Raw genomic sequence first — 15,117 nt, forward strand, 5'->3', positions numbered from 1 at the left:
ATTTGACCCCGCTTTTTTGCAATATTTCAACTACTGTTTTTAAACTCTTATTCCGCTCAATTGTTCCGAAAAAGCAACACGCGGTTCTTTCGCTATGTATTGTATATCGATATCATACCATTTACCCAATTGCTCAAAAGCTTCCTTTGCATCTTCGCCATCAAAATAGAATAACCCATCTTTCCAAGCGATGGCCTGATCCACATCAACTTCTTTGATTTGAAAGGCATTGCCATCAAATGAACTTTGTTTCCCTGGTGTCAATAAGACTGATTTCGAAGGATATCCTGCTGCGGATACGACTACTTTACCTTCCAATAAAGTTGTCTTCGTGGTCTTAATATTAGGATAAGCCGTTACATTAAACTTCGTCCCTAAAACCTCCAACAACTGCCCCTTGGTTTTTACTAAAAAGGGATACGGCTAGGTTTAGCTCCACGAACAGCATTATTTGATGTGAGTTTGGCGACTTCAAAATAAGCTTCCCCTTCAAGTTCAACCACGCGGTTATTTTTATCAAATCGTAGCGGGTAATGCAACTTAGATCCTGAGTTAACCCAGACTTGAGTACCATCGGAAAGGATTATTTTATAAAAATTCTTTACAGGAACCTCCAATGTTAGCAAAGTATTATCTGCAATCTTTGTATTAGTCAAATCTGTCGTGGCAAGTCTATCACCATTTACATACTGAATTTCCTCCCCATTTGGATGCCTTGATCGTCTGACTTTAGTGCGATAACAGTACCATCTGGTAAGGTCAAGCGTGCGCCGCTTTTTCCCGGTTTTATATCTTCCGTATTTTTATAGGTCAATGTTTGGTCCTGTTTATCCGATTGTCCCTTTTGTACGATGAAGTAAATGGAGAAACAGCAAAGCAAAATCGCTGCAGCCGCATACCACCACAAAGCGGAGACTTTCCTAGTTTGCACAGGCTCTTCCATTGCTTGGACTTTCTCCATCACTTTTGTCAGAAGCATCTGATCATCTTGACTTTTTTTCGAAGTATTGTTCAGACGATGCCAAATCGCTAGATCTTGCTCCCATCCGCTATTTTCTGCGAGTTGCTCAAAGAACACACGGTGTTGTGGATCCGAATTGAGCCAAGTCTGCAGCTCATGCTGCTCCAAATCCGTAAGGTCGCCCTGAAAGTGATGAAAAATAAGGTATGCAATATCTCTAGGCACAGTCATAATCATGGTTTTTATAGATAAACCGGAAACTGAGCAAAACCTTAGTGAATATTTTACTTTTTTAAAGATGCTGAAAAAGATAGGGGCTAGGAACAATGCCAATAACATATCATTCCGTCCAAATCGCTGTCTAAGATGACTTAGCACCTTAGATTTAGCGTAAAACACATTATTAGCGGTGGTGTTTAATAATGTACAGATTTCCTCCGTACTGTAACCTTCCAAATAACTCAATCTAAAGATTTGTGCTTGCTGTGTTGGCAGTTTATCCAACTCGGCATATAATAATTGAATAAACTCAGCATAAATAATATCGAATTGTATATTTCGATCGTCCTGTTGGTCTATCCCCTCAAGCCCATGGTAGACAAAGGGCGATGATTTTTCCTTTTCAATATGATTCAGACAGGCATTCTTCGTGGTTTTAAACAGGAAATATTGAATATGGCCCAGATCAGTCATCCGTGCACGATGCTGCCAAAGTTTAAAGAAACTATCAGCAACAATTTCTTCACATACGGTTTCATCTCGAATAAATTTGTAGGCGAAAAACAATAGGGATGACCTATTTTGCTGAATGCAAAATTCTAGCATCCGCTGGTTTCCAGCCTTAAAGTCTTCAAAATAATTGTAATCCATTTGAGCTAATCAATAAAGCAATTTATCATAGTAAGACGATTGAAATAAGGTATTTTCCTGTTAAAAATGCTACTTTTTATCTTTTTAAAACATCCAAGTATTTTTTCTTTACACCATTATCTTCCTCCAACTCACAAAGGAGTTCCACTTCGGGGATTAAAAATCATTTTGAACGGTTTTTAACTTGATTATTTCGGCTAGGGCATAGGCCAACGAACAACCGTTCCACTATTACGTGTATTTTTCAATAAACTAGCGACAGTATTATCCAATTGATCTGGGAAAAGCCAAATGATATTACCGATGATTTTCGCACTTTCCCATTTTATTCTCGGTTCATTACCCCTAACACATTTGTCAAGTATTTCAATAGTGCGCTGTTACCGATTGCTGGGTTCTTTTTCGTCGCATATTCAATAGCTTCTAGGCAAGTCGCTTTGTCAACAGCATTTTGTTGATCTGCGTATTCCAATAGCAATTGGAGGGATAGACCACCATTGAGCAAACCTGCTCCAAGAATTGCCACCTTACTTTTTAATTTTATCGATTTGTCTTGAAAAATCTCTTCTATTTCCATCTGTAGATAAATTGCTTATTATTTTAAGAGAGGCAAATAAAATCATGCTGAAAATAAAGATAAAAAAAAAAGTCGTTTGCTTTTTACAAACGACTTTCTTCAGGTCTTAATTTTAAAATAATTAAGAGAAAACAATAGATCAGGAACAAATTTCTCCCTAACTCCATTTCTGGAATTTGCATACATCCGAAGCTTTGACAATGATTCCATATTTTTAGTATCTTACTCTCTTATTGACGGTTGAATGTTCAAAATGTCCCATAAAAAGTGATAAAAAGATATTGTTATTCATTTTTAAGTTATTTTCACTTTTTCAGGGACAATCTAGACTTCCAATCGTCTTTCTATATAGAAATCCGGTATCCAGTCGAATACGGTGATCTGAAAAAGAATAGACCTAAGTTTGAAGAAATTAAATGTATACCAAATAAATTATGAACAAAACACTATTTTTCATCGCGCTATGTCTTGGTCTAGCCACCCTAGGTCAGGCACAGGTACAACAACCCGGGAACAAGCCGAATCAAGCCCAGAAAGAAATGATCAAACGTGGCTATGGCATGTTTATGCATTTTGGCGTCAACACCTTTACTGATATGGAATGGTCAGATGGCAGCATTCCCGTAGAAAAATATAACCCAACGCAGCTCGATCCGGATCAATGGGTGCGTACAGCTCGGGATGCGGGATTCCGTTATGTCCTATTGATTACAAAACATCATGACGGTTTCTGTTTATGGGATAGTAAATACACTGATTATGATGTCGCCGCCTCACCGGTGAAAACAGATGTGGTCAAGGCTGTATCCGATGCCTGTAAAAAATATGGTCTGGATTTCGCAATCTATTATTCCCTGTGGGATCGCAAAGAACCATCTTACAAAGACAAGGATCCCCAAAAGTATATTGATTATATGAAAAACCAGCTGACAGAACTCTTTACCAAATATGGCAACATTAGTGAACTATGGTTGGATGGTGGTTGGGATCGTCAACCTGATAATTGGGGCTAGACCAAGTGTACAAGCTGGTCAAATTCTATAGTCCGAACTGCGCCATCAGCGTTAACCATACGATCGTTTATAAAGAAGGTGAACGAAATGCCGCCTTACCATCAACTATGACCGAGGATAATAAATATTATTTTCAATATTTTCCCTCCGATTTCCGTCTTTGGGATCCTAAGTTGATCACCCGTTATGACAAAAAACAATATCTGCATAAGGGCCAGTCCTATTATCTCCCTTATGAGCATACGATCTGTTTGAGCAGTCGCTGGAACTGGTTTCAAAAATCGACAGAATTGCCGATCAGGTCGGTCGACGAACTGGAAGAACTGTTCTACTGGAGTACAGATAATGACAACTGCCTAGTCGTCAATGTCCCTCCTGATCAAACAGGTCGTATCCGCGAATATGAAGCGAATGCCGTTATTGAATTAGGAAAACGACTGGGGCTAAAAAAGGCCAGCCCTTGCCTAAAAACGGTCAGTTTGTTTCGGCAAAAGCACCCGTGACCGCAAGCTCAACCGCACAGGATACAAAAGTGAACTACGCCGCGTCAAATATTACTGATGGAAGCCTAGAAAGCCGCTGGATGGCCAGCGATACAATAGCAACAGTTGACATTCAATTGGATTCTAAGAAAAATTTAACAAAATCAGCATCTTTGAATATCAGGACACCAAAAATCTAGGGGATGGGTTTTCCAATATCAGACTCAATAGAATTCAGGAGTATAAAATACAAGTTTTTAATAAGGGCAACTGGGAGACAATTTATTTGGGTGCTGAATCTATGGGCGATTGTAAGGTCATCCGGTTACCGAGAGCATATCAAACAGAAAAGCTACGATTGAATATCACAAAAGCAAGCGGCTTACCGTCCATTTATGAGATTAATGTTATTGACAAATAATGGAGCAGTCAACTAACTCATTGTGATGTATTCAAATAAGGAAAATGACGCTATTTTCGATAATTAATATTGAAGGGCCCAATAAAAAGAACCAGATTCACGATGAGTCTGGTTCTTTCTAATACAATTTGTTAATCGTTTATTTTGCCTGACCTTTTCGCTCCGCCGCCGCTTTCAGCAATATTTCTTTACTTATCGCAGGAACCTCACCATTTCCGTCTGGACCTATATTCAACAATAAATTTCCACCCTGTGTATTAATTTCTACCAACTTTTTGTTTACCTCCTCCGGGCTCTTCCAAGCACTGTCCGATCGTTTGAATCCCCATGAGTTATTCAAGGTATAACAAGCCTCCCAATCATAATCTACTTTCGCACTGAGGTGCTCTTGCTCTGGTGTACCAAAATCACGTTTGAATTGCTCACGTTTGGCTACACGATTATTGATAATAAGAGATGGCTTTAACTCACGTAAATATTGGTAGAGTTCCTGTCCAGCGGCCATATCCCACCAATTAACCCAATCACCATCAAACCAGAGCATATCGGTATCGTACTTGACAATCAATTCTTTCAACTGATTTTTCATATACTGTATATAAACAGCCCTCTGATCTGGTTTCATCGCGACCTGTCCCCATTTGTCCCAACCGTTTTTTCCATCGCTATTACGATACTGTGAATCGTGGTGCCAGTCTATAATACTATAGTAAGTACCAAATCGGATTCCTTTTTCTTACAGGCAGTAGCCAATTCCTGTATGAGATCCCGCCCCTTCATTGGTGTTGAAGCAATATCATAATCTGTATATTTTGAATCCCATAGGCAAAACCCTTCATGGTGTTTGGTCGTAACTACCAGATATTTCATACCTGCATCTTTGGCTAACTGGACGATTTGATCCGCATTAAAATGCGACGGGTTCCAGCTATGGATCAACTGGGCATATTCTTCCTTGGGAATATCTGCCCCTGCCTGAATCCATTCGGCATAGCCTTCAATTGGCTTTCCTTATAGTCTCCACCCAATTGGCTATAGAGTCCAAAATGGATAAACATTCCATATTTGGCGTCTCTAAACCATTGCATATGTTTGTCAAAGTCTGCTTTGGATTGGTTTAAATAATTGACTTGAGCTTGTACCTTACTATTAAACAGCAAGGCAATAAGAGCGAGTGCAAGACCTGTTAATTTTTTCATTATTTCGTAATTTATAATTGGTTACACGAATTGTCAAAGCAAATAAGGCTAACGGGTTTCCCTTTTTAACCAAAGAAAACACCTGATCAATTCACGAATAATAATCAGCATGAAGTATTCCATACTTTATCTAAATATCGCAAATCTGTTTGGAAAGATTTATATTTACGTAAAAAGTTTTAAAAGATTTACAAAACTATAAACCAATAATTATGAGCTTAAAAACGTTAATCACCAAAAGCGTACAGTACAACAACTGGGTAGTCAACAAGTATCTAGATTGGTTAGGTACCAAGTCAGATGAGCAACTCAATCAAGAAGTCCCATCGAGCTTTCCGACGATCTTAAAAACATTGAACCATATATGGCAGACGCAGGAGTATTGGTGGAGTCATATCTCAGAACGTAATGACTTTGATTTCGAAAAAACATTCAGTAATAAAGAGGATATCTTCAGGGCCATCAAAGACAGTTCGCAGAAACTCCAGGACTATGTAGAAGGTCTATCGGAACAGGATCTAGAAAAAAATGTAAAGGTCGAATCGCCTTGGTTCCAGTGTGATTTTTCAAAATATGAATATATTCAGCATTTGATTATCCATGGGACCTACCACCGAGGGCAGATCGTCACCATGGGCCGGAATATCGGTATAACAGATGCTCCGATGACGGATTATAATTTTGGAATATCTATAAAGATCAAAAATAATAAAGCAGATCGTGCAAATGGAAAAAATGACCAGTAAGGTTCGTGTAAGAGAAATCCTAGAGCAGGCCAAGCAAAGTTGGGAACAGCAAGGGCAGGATGCGCTCCTTGTAGTCATATATGAAGGTTTATTGAAAAAGAAGGTTAGCTTTCCTCTTTTGGAATTCGCAGCAAAGGAAATGGCATTATGGATACCCGAGGATGAACAACTATACGTTATGGATATACTGGTCGCAACCAAAGAAATGGGAAGTTATGTATTGGCAGGTATGATGCTACAACTGCGCCTACCTTTATATCTTGAAGAGTCGATCCAAAGAGCATGCGCTTATATTGTAGGCGGAGACCAATGGTATGTCTGCGATATCGTAGGTGAGCGTGTACTTGGTCATGCCCTCCTTACCTATCCAGAAAAAACAATCCCTCTATTGAAACACTTGGCCCAATATTCCGACAAATGGATTGTGCGTACGATAGGTGTTGCGACACATTATGCGGTAAAGAAAGACCTCTCACCAAAATTTGCAGAAACAATGTTCAGGCTTTTACTTTCGCTATCTGATGCAACGGATTTCCATATTAAAAAGGGAATAGGTTGGGGTGCCAAAACCATCGCGAAATTCCATCCGACAATCATAGAACGCTACCGAAAACAGATTGAGTTACCAGAGACCAAGCAATGGTTCCGGACGAAAATTACCATCGGTCTCAATCGGAACAAAGTAGCAAAGTCATTATAGATAGCGCCGAAAAAGTCCATAAATAGACAAAAAAATGCAAATACCGTAAAGAGCTGCTACGGTTATATTTGAAAAAGCTCGCAAAAGGTGGAATGGGTCTGGTCTTCCTCACAACTACACCGCTATTGAAAATTGAAGATTTAAAATGAGATAGCGAGTAGAATAATTGTTTTATTAGTCGTATTGTCGGAAAACTAAAGCAGAATCCCAGGGAATAGAATATTTGAAATGATCCTGTGGGAGGATGGGTACCAAATTATAAAGAATAGGGCTACTGAGGATTCAGCTAGCCCTATTCTTTATAACATGCTACGATATGTGCGGTTAGTCTTTTTCATGGTTCCTTTTTCTCTTAAGTTGATATGCCAACTGAATGCTTCCTCCAATAAATGTGGTGTATGCCCTCCCCTTTCACAGGCACGATTGTAATAATCCAATAATTGCGCTTTGAAGTCAGGGTGTACACAATTTTCAATAATAACTTTTGCGCGTTCCTCGGCGCCAAACCACGTAAATCGGCCAAACCATAATCTGTCACTAAAATATCAACATCATGCTCTGTATGATCCACATGGGACACCATTGGAACGATATGGGAAATGACATCGCCCTTAGAAGCCGCTTGCGTGACGAAGATGCTTAAGTAAGCATTTCGCGCGAAATCTCCTGATCCACCAATACCATTCATAATATTGGTACCCGAAGTATGCGTCGAATTTACATTCCCATAAATATCAAATTCAATTGCTGTATTGATCGCAATAATGCCCAAGCGCTTGATTAAGCCCGGTGTATTGGAAATATTCTGAGGACGGAGTACAATCTTGTCACGGTATTTGTCCAAATGATCAAATACCCGTGAGTAACATTCCTCTGATACGGTAATGGAAGAAGCTGACGCAAAATCCAGCTTACCAGCATCGATTAAATCAAATGTACTATCTTGCAATACCTCAGAAAACATTGTTAAATTATGGAATTTACTATGTATAAAGCCTGTAAGTACTGCATTGGCTACTTTTCCGATCCCAGCCTGCAATGGCATCAAACTTTCGGATAGATGTCCCAATTCAACTTCATTTTCAAAAAACGCCAATATATGTTTCGCTATTGCTGTTGTTTTAGCGTCTGGCTCAGCAATATCTGCTGGACTGTCAAGCTCATTGGTAAATACGATACCCACGATCTTGCTGGGATCCAATGGAATTGTTTTTCGACCGATTTTATTTTCGGGCGCTACAATAGGAATTACATTACGACGTGGATAATCTTCTGCCTGATAAATATCATGTATCCCTTTAATCGTGGTCGGTATAGCGGTATTGACTTCCAAAATAACCTGTTTAGCCAATGCGGCAAAAGTAGCGGAGTTACCAACCGAAGTCGTTGGAACGATACTACCATCGGATTCGATCGCGGCAACCTCCAAAACGGCAATATCGACCTGTGGCAGATTTTTATTGTGTAACAGCTCTGCAGTCTCACTTAAATGCTGATCTATAAAAAGAACATCTCCAGCATTGATCTTATTGCGAAGGGTACGATCCACTTGAAAAGGCATGCGTTTGGATAGCGCTCCGGCTTCTGCCAGTTTTCCGTCTGTACCATGACCTAAAGAAGCCCCTGTAATCAACGTTATTTTCAAAGGATCTTCTTTGGCCCGATCTGCCAATGCTGGTAATACGACTTTACTATCGCCCGCCTTTGTAAAACCACTCGACCCGACGACCATACCGTCCTGAAATAATTTCGCAGCTTCGACAGCTGTAATAACCTTATCGTGTAAGCTCTGAATTTTTATCCTTTCGTAAGCCATATCCTTATAATTTTATTTTGTATGCTATTCATGTAAACTTAAGAAATTGAAACCTATTTATATCCGCTATTTTAAAAGATATTAAACGTCAGTGAACATTTCTTAAACAAACAATTTTAACGTTTTTTTAGACAGTGAATTTATTACCATTCGACACAAAATTATTCAATGGAGACGAAACAACCATAACACACTACTGTTCAGTGAAATAAATAAAAATATATTTCCAGTTATTTTTATAAAAACAGAAATAGAATTCATATCAACCTAGCTTTCAACGAATTAAAAAAATCAATTTAAAACCAAGTAAGTAAATACTAACTCTCCAGCTATTTAATTGCAATTTTATTGTAAGCATACACTCACTTTAACAGTAAGAAGGTCAGGTCTAGTAAAAAGTCTTACCTTTGCAGCGTAGTTTTATAGGAAAAAATGAACATAAAAGATACAACGAGCGATTCAAAATATGTCAACCGCTACTATATGACGGAGGTTGATTCATTTCAAGATAGCATCTATTGCCATCACGCCATCATAGCTGAAAATCATATCACTGAGCATTGTCATGAAAAGGATCAATTTTTATATACAGAGGGGGAGTCGTCTTTATAAAAACAGATGAAAAATCATATTTTCTGCCGGCCCGACATTATCTATGGATTCCTGCTGGTGTAAAGCATAGTATTCATCCAAGTACTCCTGAGGTAGTGATGCGTAATCTCTATTTTCCAAAACGAATAACGATACCGCATTCTACAGCAAAATGGGCATCTACCCAGTAAACGATCTACTGATTGAATTGATCATGTTTACCAATCGTTGGAATGGCAATATATTCCCTGTTGAAGAACCTAAATATAGCTTAGCTACGGCATTTAAACTTATTCTCCCTGAATTATCGCTACACGAACTTCCCTTGGCACTGCCTTATCCAAGCCATCCCAAATTAAAAGATATCGTTACTTATCTGGAAGAGAATATCGAAGAAAATGTAAGCTTCAAAAAACTTGCAAGCCTCTTTAATATCAGCGAACGTACATTGGCGAGACTCTTTCAGAAGGAATTGAATATGTCATTTATCCAATACTATACCATCCTGAGAATGTTGACTGCGCTCAAGTTGTTATTGGATGAAAAACTAAGTGTCAATGAAGTAGCTTTGAAAGTTGGATATAACAGCTTACCCACATTTAGTAATACATTCAATAAAGTCGTAGGTATTCGTCCCAGTGAGTATGTCAAACAAAAAGAATTGCTTATTTAAAAATGTTTCCCTAATTTAGGTCAATAAACCTAATTCAGGATGAAATTCAAACATATTATCTATGGTGCTGGAATTTTATTACTCAGCACTTCCGTATTTGGCAATTCTCAAGACAAAAAACCCAAACCCATTCAATTGTTCAATGGGAAAGATTTAAAAAACTGGACCCCAAAAATCCGAAACCACAAGGTTGGAGATAACTATAAAAACACATTCCGTGTCGAAGATGGTTTATTGAAAGTCAGATACGATGGTTACGATAACTTCAATTTTCAATACGGCCATTTGTTCTTTAATAAAGAATTTTCAGCTTATTTATTACGTGTCACCTATCGTTTTGTAGGCGAACAGGCACCAGGTGGTGAAGGTTGGGCTTGGCGCAATAGCGGTGCCATGTTGCATGGACAGGATCCAAAAACAATGGGTGTAGATCAAGATTTCCCAATATCCATCGAAGGACAACTCCTAGGTGGCAATGGTAAGGACGAACGTACAACGAGCAATCTCTGTACACCAGGAACAAATGTTGTCATCGATAACAAACTATTTACTCCACATTGTATCAGCTCTACATCCAAAACCTATGCTGGAGACCAATGGGTAACTGCAGATTTTCTGGTATTGGGAGATTCACTTGTACAACATATCCTTGAGGACAAAGTGGTAATGCAATACACCAAACCTCAAATCGGTGGCGGCAATGTTACAGCCTTTGATCCTGCTGTAAAAAAGATGGCCAACTATTGAAGAAAGGGAGCATTTCGCTGCAGAGTGAAAGTCATCCGATCGACTTCAAAAAAGTGGAGCTATATGATCTGGAACCTTATATGAAAGATCCCAATAAGTTGAAAAAGTCATTGCAGAGTTATTGCCTAATTTAGAGCAATAATCTTCTATCACTGATAAAATAAAAAAGCATCACTATTGATGCTTTTTTTTACTATTCGCTTGGAAAGAGAAATCCAAAGTATATAACATAAAGAAAAGGGATACAGCGAGCTGTACCCCTCAATATCTATACAGAAAGCTTACGCTAAACCGTTAACGAATTTAGTTAACTTAGATTTGTTGTTAGAAGCTTTTTTCTTGTGGATCACATTTTTCTTTGCCAAACGATCAACATAGAAATTACGCGTGGTAACAATGTTTTGCTTCTTCTGCAGAAGTTGTATGACGTAATTTTTGATTGCGTTACGCGTTGTTTTTGCTTGGTAACGGTTTCTTAAACGTTTAGTAGCGTTTGCTCTAATTCTTTTGATCGCTGATTTATGATTTGCCATTTTTTTAGCTAATTTTTATTCAATTTTTTCTTGTAATTCGGACTGCAAAAATAACACCTTATTTTCAATATTCAAAATCTATTTTGTTTTTTAGGTTTAGTATATTTGCGACATGCAAAAATTATCGATGGATGAACTTCAACGTACAGATGTTGAATCGTTAAAAAACAAGAAAAAACGCCTATCGCAATCGTTTTGGACAATGTTCGCAGTATGCACAATGTCGGCTCGGCCTTCCGTACCGCAGACGGATTTGCTATTGAAAAATATATTTATGTGGCATTACCGGTACCCCTCCACATCGGGAAATCGAAAAAACAGCTTTGGGTGCTACACAATCCGTCTCTTGGGAATACCATAAAGATACTACTGACGTCGTAGATCAGCTAAAAGCAGAAGGTTATACCATCATTGCCGTTGAACAAGCAGATGATAGTGTCATGTTACATCAATTTGAGCCAAAGTCGGATAAAAAGTATGCATTAATTTTCGGAAATGAGGTCAATGGAGTTGATGAAGAAGTCATGGAAAAAATCGATACTTGTATCGAAATTCCCCAATATGGCACCAAGCACTCACTTAACGTGTCTGTCGCAATTGGCATTATCCTTTGGGATTTTATCCAAAAACGCAATCTGAACTAAAAATTTATCAATAAAGGTCATATTCCTATCCACATTGCTTCCATTTTAGAAAGCAAAATAGTAGATTTGTGTGCAAAATTTAAAGAAGAAATGAGTGTATTAGTTAATAAAGATTCAAAAGTAATCGTTCAAGGTTTCACTGGAAACGAAGGTACTTACCATGCGACTCAAATGATTGAGTACGGAACAAATGTAGTTGGTGGTGTGACTCCTGGTAAAGGTGGTCAACAACACTTAGACCGTCCTGTATTCAACACTGTTCAAGATGCAGTAGACGCTACAGGAGCTAATGTTTCTATTATCTTCGTACCTCCAGCATTTGCTGCAGATGCAATCATGGAAGCTGCCGCTGCTGGTATCGAAGTGATTGTATGTATTACTGAGGGTATCCCTACAAAAGACATGATCCAGGTAAAATCTTACCTAAGCGACAAAAAATCTCGTTTGATCGGTCCTAACTGCCCTGGTATCATCACTGCAGGTGAAGCTAAAATCGGTATTATGCCAGGATTTATCTTCAAAAAAGGTAACGTAGGTGTCGTTTCTAAATCAGGAACTTTAACTTATGAAGCAGTAGATCAAACTGTAAAAGCTGGATTAGGAATCACAACAGCTATCGGAATCGGTGGTGACCCTATCATCGGTACAACAACTAAAGAAGCTGTTGAATTATTAATGAACGACCCAGAAACTGAAGCTATCATCATGATCGGTGAGATCGGTGGTGGAATGGAAGCTGAAGCTGCACGTTGGATCAAAGAACACGGTACTAAACCTGTTGTAGGCTTTATCGCTGGTCAAACAGCGCCTCCAGGACGTCGTATGGGCCACGCTGGTGCAATCGTTGGTGGTGCTGATGATACTGCTGCTGCAAAAATGAAAATCATGCGTGAATGTGGTATCCGTGTAGTTGAATCTCCAGCTGAAATCGGAAAAGCAATCGCAGAAGAATTGGCTAAATAACTAGGCAATCAACCATATAAAAATAAAGGGGATCAAATTGATCCCCTTTATTTTTATATCTGCTTTTCTATATTATATCAAAAATGATATTACATGCTGGTCATCGGTTCATCTGCCGAAGGCCCATATAAACCGGGTACCGGAATGCCCAGTAACCGTAAATATACAGTCAGTTGTCCACGGTGGTGGACAATATGGTTATTAACAATAAAACGTATCGCGCCAGCGCGTGGTAGCCGTGCTATTTCATAATCTCCAGATTTTAACACCCAGTCCTTAAACCAGTCTTCTTCCGCTATATTTTCTATGGTAGTCTTGTTGGTTTCCAACCCATCGGAAAGAATCAATTTCAGTTCTTCTACCGAAGATACCTTCAGTGGATGATAATCTACCTTAAAATCAAATGCATCCTTTGGTATCGCTTTAGACACCCAACTATGCAACTCCACAACATGGGCTGCGAGCTCTCCTAGACTCATCGATTTTTCATGCGGGCGCCAATCCAGTTTTTCATCTGGTATCCGATCCAAAATACGCTTGGTATTTTTTGTTTCGTGATCTAATTCAATCAAATAGCTTTTTTGATACTCATATAAATAAATATATTATTTCATTAATTGAAAATCCTGCAATATAGTAACTCCATAAGGAAACTCAACCGCTTGATGTGCGGCCTCCCGTGCGATCTGTCCTTCTATATAGGTCACTTTAAGTGGCAAAAATGTATTACTAACAACGCTTTCTTTAAATAGTGCCTCATACCAGGCACAGGCCGCGACAAAACGTCCATAATCCAGGTTAAGATGATAACCATCCCGTGTGAATTGATCGCCAATATAGCTTGATCGTGCATTTTGTATAGCTGTACCCGAGGGCACCAATATATCAAAATTACCCCAATTAAAGACTTCTTGAGAAGTGTTTACAATAGCCGTGTACATCGTATTCTGATTACGGTTATAGCGGACAAAACCTTCATGGGGCGAACCATTTTGATAAGCCCATGTTTGATGCAAGATATATTTTGTCTCAGGATAGCTTATATGCTTTGTGACATAATCATACAAAAGTGGTAGGTCCTTGGCATAGGAATCGTAATCTCCCGACAAAGGACTCGCCTGCTGGAAACTGATGTAATCCCAAGCTTCATCCACCAAGGCCTCAGAAAGCCGCTGGTTTGCTCGTTCTGACATCCGACCGTCCAGATTGATCTTCCGGTAGCGATAAGCCGGTTTATCTCCTTTCGCATTGCTTACATGCAAGCAATGGGGCGCCACCAATATAAAGATTACCGATGACGATCTTTTTCTTACCCGCTTTGGCTAATTCATAAAGATTCTGCTCAATCGCATCCTCCGAAAAGCTATTCCCAATAGCCAATATACGCAAAACACCGTCATCCAATGACTGTCCCTCCGCTTTTAGACTATTGCCGATAAGGAAAAATACAAGTAAAATACTGAGTAAGGATATCTGTTTAACTTTCATCATATATACATTCCTGTAATGACTAAATTAGCTAATATCTCGTAGAATTGCTAATCGTATAAAGGGAAAAACAGTAAAGTCTGTAGCGCATGAAACTTTTACCGGAACTTCCGCTGCAAACCATTGATTGCTGGAAAGTATATAAACGAAAGTATTACGCAGCACCTTCGATCATGGCCATGCAGATTTCTACCGGATAGTACGGTTACGGAGCCCTATCCTTCTGTGACATTGGGGAGCAGGGGCATCGTTCTTCTATAATCTTTTTAGATAGTACCTAAACGGAGTCATAGTGCAGCACCTTAGAGCGGTGCCATACAGGCTTGCACCTGACAGTACTATTCCTGAGCGGAGTCTTTTGTGTGGCCTTTGGGAGTGGATCCCAGTCTCGCTTTTGGGGCCAGAGCCATACAGCTTTGTACCAGATAATAGGGTTGCGGAACATATGTGCCTCTTTTCCGAGCGTCACCCAGTGGGCTTTATCCCGGCCCCATTGTCCTTTGGAACCTTCTGAAAAGTATGTAAACGAAAGAAGCCCTTGACTGTTTCCAGCAAGGGCTTCCGTGTAAAAAAAAGGCACCGACCTACTCTCCCACCTGTTACGGCAATACCATCGGCTCTGGCGGGCTTGACTGCTCTGTTCGGAATGGGAAGAGGTAGACACCGCCGATATAGGCACCTAAAGTTTTTTTA

General features: G+C 39.2%; 22 protein-coding genes, 1 rRNA gene and 1 pseudogene. 10 read left to right on the forward strand and 14 right to left on the reverse strand.

The features are described 5' to 3' along the window. Window positions 1-39 precede the first annotated feature (39 nt). The 4 genes from KUH03_RS11995 to KUH03_RS12010 form a co-directional block, all read right to left on the reverse strand. Complete coding sequence (locus KUH03_RS11995) at window positions 40-390, reverse strand: FecR family protein (RefSeq protein WP_257093616.1); 351 nt, start codon at window positions 388-390, stop codon at window positions 40-42. A gap of 17 nt (window positions 391-407) precedes the next feature. Next, window positions 408-656, reverse strand: a complete 249-nt coding sequence (locus KUH03_RS12000; RefSeq protein ID WP_257093618.1) for a FecR family protein — start codon at window positions 654-656, stop codon at window positions 408-410. 26 nt (window positions 657-682) lie between these two features. Beyond that, window positions 683-1,831, reverse strand: coding sequence for an RNA polymerase sigma factor (locus KUH03_RS12005; RefSeq protein ID WP_257093620.1), 1,149 nt, complete (start codon window positions 1,829-1,831; stop codon window positions 683-685). 325 nt (window positions 1,832-2,156) lie between these two features. Further along, window positions 2,157-2,408 carry a hypothetical protein gene (locus KUH03_RS12010; protein ID WP_257093622.1) on the reverse strand — a complete coding sequence of 84 codons (252 nt, stop codon included), beginning with the start codon at window positions 2,406-2,408 and terminating at the stop codon, window positions 2,157-2,159. Window positions 2,409-2,842: 434 nt separating this feature from the next. On the opposite strand from KUH03_RS12010, the gene KUH03_RS12015 reads away from it, so the two are divergent. From KUH03_RS12015 to KUH03_RS12025, 3 genes are read left to right on the forward strand one after another with little or no spacing between them, the layout of a single operon-like run. Beyond that, complete coding sequence (locus KUH03_RS12015) at window positions 2,843-3,421, forward strand: alpha-L-fucosidase (protein ID WP_257093624.1); 579 nt, start codon at window positions 2,843-2,845, stop codon at window positions 3,419-3,421. Beyond that, window positions 3,412-3,924: a hypothetical protein gene (locus tag KUH03_RS12020; RefSeq protein WP_257093626.1), complete on the forward strand. Its 513-nt coding sequence runs from the start codon at window positions 3,412-3,414 to the stop codon at window positions 3,922-3,924. The genes KUH03_RS12015 and KUH03_RS12020 overlap by 10 nt, the downstream gene beginning before the upstream one ends. Then, entirely contained in the window at window positions 3,921-4,103 is a 183-nt protein-coding gene (locus KUH03_RS12025) for a hypothetical protein (RefSeq protein WP_257093628.1), read from the forward strand. Before KUH03_RS12020 ends, KUH03_RS12025 begins: the two co-directional genes overlap by 4 nt. A 360-nt stretch (window positions 4,104-4,463) precedes the next feature. Here the strand turns inward: KUH03_RS12025 and KUH03_RS12030 are convergent, their stop codons facing one another. Genes KUH03_RS12030 through KUH03_RS12040 form a run of 3 tightly spaced genes read right to left on the reverse strand, consistent with a single transcriptional unit; the run spans window position 4,464 to window position 5,523 of the window. Continuing rightward, a complete protein-coding gene (locus KUH03_RS12030; protein ID WP_306429734.1) occupies window positions 4,464-5,051 on the reverse strand; it encodes an alpha-L-fucosidase in 588 nt (195 codons plus the stop codon). Continuing rightward, window positions 5,021-5,263, reverse strand: coding sequence for an alpha-L-fucosidase (locus KUH03_RS12035; RefSeq protein ID WP_257093630.1), 243 nt, complete (start codon window positions 5,261-5,263; stop codon window positions 5,021-5,023). The genes KUH03_RS12030 and KUH03_RS12035 overlap by 31 nt, the downstream gene beginning before the upstream one ends. Next, window positions 5,260-5,523, reverse strand: a complete 264-nt coding sequence (locus KUH03_RS12040; RefSeq protein ID WP_257093632.1) for an alpha-L-fucosidase — start codon at window positions 5,521-5,523, stop codon at window positions 5,260-5,262. Before KUH03_RS12040 ends, KUH03_RS12035 begins: the two co-directional genes overlap by 4 nt. Window positions 5,524-5,735: 212 nt before the next feature. Here KUH03_RS12040 and KUH03_RS12045 point away from each other — a divergent pair, with 212 nt between their 5' ends. Both KUH03_RS12045 and KUH03_RS12050 read left to right on the forward strand, forming a co-directional pair. Next, complete coding sequence (locus KUH03_RS12045) at window positions 5,736-6,269, forward strand: DinB family protein (protein WP_257093634.1); 534 nt, start codon at window positions 5,736-5,738, stop codon at window positions 6,267-6,269. After that, complete coding sequence (locus KUH03_RS12050; protein ID WP_257093636.1) at window positions 6,250-6,969, forward strand: DNA alkylation repair protein; 720 nt, start codon at window positions 6,250-6,252, stop codon at window positions 6,967-6,969. The genes KUH03_RS12045 and KUH03_RS12050 overlap by 20 nt, the downstream gene beginning before the upstream one ends. Before the next feature lie 352 nt (window positions 6,970-7,321). Here the strand turns inward: KUH03_RS12050 and KUH03_RS12055 are convergent, their stop codons facing one another. Next, on the reverse strand, window positions 7,322-8,785 hold the full coding sequence (locus KUH03_RS12055; protein ID WP_257093638.1) for an acetyl-CoA hydrolase/transferase C-terminal domain-containing protein: 1,464 nt from the start codon (window positions 8,783-8,785) through the stop codon (window positions 7,322-7,324). Between the two features lie 635 nt (window positions 8,786-9,420). On the opposite strand from KUH03_RS12055, the gene KUH03_RS48540 reads away from it, so the two are divergent. From KUH03_RS48540 to KUH03_RS12065, 3 genes are read left to right on the forward strand one after another with little or no spacing between them, the layout of a single operon-like run. Continuing rightward, the gene (locus tag KUH03_RS48540) at window positions 9,421-9,567 is read left to right on the forward strand and encodes a hypothetical protein (RefSeq protein WP_373564807.1); all 147 of its coding nucleotides are present in this window, start codon (window positions 9,421-9,423) and stop codon (window positions 9,565-9,567) included. After that, on the forward strand, window positions 9,549-10,049 hold the full coding sequence (locus tag KUH03_RS12060) for a helix-turn-helix domain-containing protein (RefSeq protein WP_257093640.1): 501 nt from the start codon (window positions 9,549-9,551) through the stop codon (window positions 10,047-10,049). Before KUH03_RS48540 ends, KUH03_RS12060 begins: the two co-directional genes overlap by 19 nt. A 39-nt stretch (window positions 10,050-10,088) precedes the next feature. Then, the gene (locus tag KUH03_RS12065) at window positions 10,089-10,796 is read left to right on the forward strand and encodes a DUF1080 domain-containing protein (RefSeq protein ID WP_257093642.1); all 708 of its coding nucleotides are present in this window, start codon (window positions 10,089-10,091) and stop codon (window positions 10,794-10,796) included. 281 nt (window positions 10,797-11,077) lie between these two features. On the opposite strand, the gene rpsT is transcribed toward KUH03_RS12065, so the two are convergent. Continuing rightward, a complete protein-coding gene (rpsT, locus tag KUH03_RS12070) occupies window positions 11,078-11,329 on the reverse strand; it encodes a 30S ribosomal protein S20 (RefSeq protein ID WP_257093644.1) in 252 nt (83 codons plus the stop codon). 112 nt (window positions 11,330-11,441) lie between these two features. On the opposite strand from rpsT, the pseudogene KUH03_RS12075 reads away from it, so the two are divergent. Beyond that, window positions 11,442-11,973, forward strand: a pseudogene (locus KUH03_RS12075) (RNA methyltransferase). Window positions 11,974-12,063: 90 nt separating this feature from the next. Then, window positions 12,064-12,936, forward strand: a complete 873-nt coding sequence (gene sucD, locus KUH03_RS12080; protein ID WP_077438675.1) for a succinate--CoA ligase subunit alpha — start codon at window positions 12,064-12,066, stop codon at window positions 12,934-12,936. 89 nt (window positions 12,937-13,025) lie between these two features. Here the strand turns inward: sucD and KUH03_RS12085 are convergent, their stop codons facing one another. The 5 genes from KUH03_RS12085 to rrf all read right to left on the reverse strand — a co-directional run bounded on the left by KUH03_RS12085 (window position 13,026) and on the right by rrf (window position 15,107). Next, a complete protein-coding gene (locus KUH03_RS12085; RefSeq protein WP_257093646.1) occupies window positions 13,026-13,508 on the reverse strand; it encodes a DinB family protein in 483 nt (160 codons plus the stop codon). A gap of 33 nt (window positions 13,509-13,541) precedes the next feature. Further along, window positions 13,542-14,198, reverse strand: a complete 657-nt coding sequence (locus KUH03_RS12090) for a DUF4886 domain-containing protein (RefSeq protein WP_373564703.1) — start codon at window positions 14,196-14,198, stop codon at window positions 13,542-13,544. Continuing rightward, entirely contained in the window at window positions 14,170-14,427 is a 258-nt protein-coding gene (locus KUH03_RS48545) for a DUF4886 domain-containing protein (protein ID WP_373564704.1), read from the reverse strand. The genes KUH03_RS12090 and KUH03_RS48545 overlap by 29 nt, the downstream gene beginning before the upstream one ends. A 274-nt stretch (window positions 14,428-14,701) precedes the next feature. Continuing rightward, the gene (locus KUH03_RS12095; protein ID WP_257093648.1) at window positions 14,702-15,004 is read right to left on the reverse strand and encodes a hypothetical protein; all 303 of its coding nucleotides are present in this window, start codon (window positions 15,002-15,004) and stop codon (window positions 14,702-14,704) included. Beyond that, window positions 14,996-15,107, reverse strand: a 5S ribosomal RNA gene (gene rrf, locus KUH03_RS12100). Before rrf ends, KUH03_RS12095 begins: the two co-directional genes overlap by 9 nt. Between the last annotated feature and the right edge of the window lie 10 nt (window positions 15,108-15,117).

It is taken from the genome of Sphingobacterium sp. E70 (assembly GCF_019285695.1).
In the GTDB taxonomy this organism is placed as follows: domain Bacteria; phylum Bacteroidota; class Bacteroidia; order Sphingobacteriales; family Sphingobacteriaceae; genus Sphingobacterium; species Sphingobacterium detergens.

What these genes read in the sequence shown, in the direction of transcription:
- KUH03_RS12005 (WP_257093620.1), bottom strand. Translation starts at nt 1,831, where the DNA reads ATGGATTACAATTATTTTGAAGACTTTAAGGCTGGAAACCAGCGGATG.
- KUH03_RS12010 (WP_257093622.1), bottom strand. Translation starts at nt 2,408, where the DNA reads ATGGAAATAGAAGAGATTTTTCAAGACAAATCGATAAAATTAAAAAGT.
- KUH03_RS12015 (WP_257093624.1), top strand. Translation starts at nt 2,843, where the DNA reads ATGAACAAAACACTATTTTTCATCGCGCTATGTCTTGGTCTAGCCACC.
- KUH03_RS12040 (WP_257093632.1), bottom strand. Translation starts at nt 5,523, where the DNA reads ATGAAAAAATTAACAGGTCTTGCACTCGCTCTTATTGCCTTGCTGTTT.
- KUH03_RS12045 (WP_257093634.1), top strand. Translation starts at nt 5,736, where the DNA reads ATGAGCTTAAAAACGTTAATCACCAAAAGCGTACAGTACAACAACTGG.
- KUH03_RS12050 (WP_257093636.1), top strand. Translation starts at nt 6,250, where the DNA reads ATGGAAAAAATGACCAGTAAGGTTCGTGTAAGAGAAATCCTAGAGCAG.
- KUH03_RS12055 (WP_257093638.1), bottom strand. Translation starts at nt 8,785, where the DNA reads ATGGCTTACGAAAGGATAAAAATTCAGAGCTTACACGATAAGGTTATT.
- KUH03_RS12060 (WP_257093640.1), top strand. Translation starts at nt 9,549, where the DNA reads ATGGGCATCTACCCAGTAAACGATCTACTGATTGAATTGATCATGTTT.
- KUH03_RS12065 (WP_257093642.1), top strand. Translation starts at nt 10,089, where the DNA reads ATGAAATTCAAACATATTATCTATGGTGCTGGAATTTTATTACTCAGC.
- rpsT (WP_257093644.1), bottom strand. Translation starts at nt 11,329, where the DNA reads ATGGCAAATCATAAATCAGCGATCAAAAGAATTAGAGCAAACGCTACT.
- sucD (WP_077438675.1), top strand. Translation starts at nt 12,064, where the DNA reads ATGAGTGTATTAGTTAATAAAGATTCAAAAGTAATCGTTCAAGGTTTC.
- KUH03_RS48545 (WP_373564704.1), bottom strand. Translation starts at nt 14,427, where the DNA reads ATGATGAAAGTTAAACAGATATCCTTACTCAGTATTTTACTTGTATTT.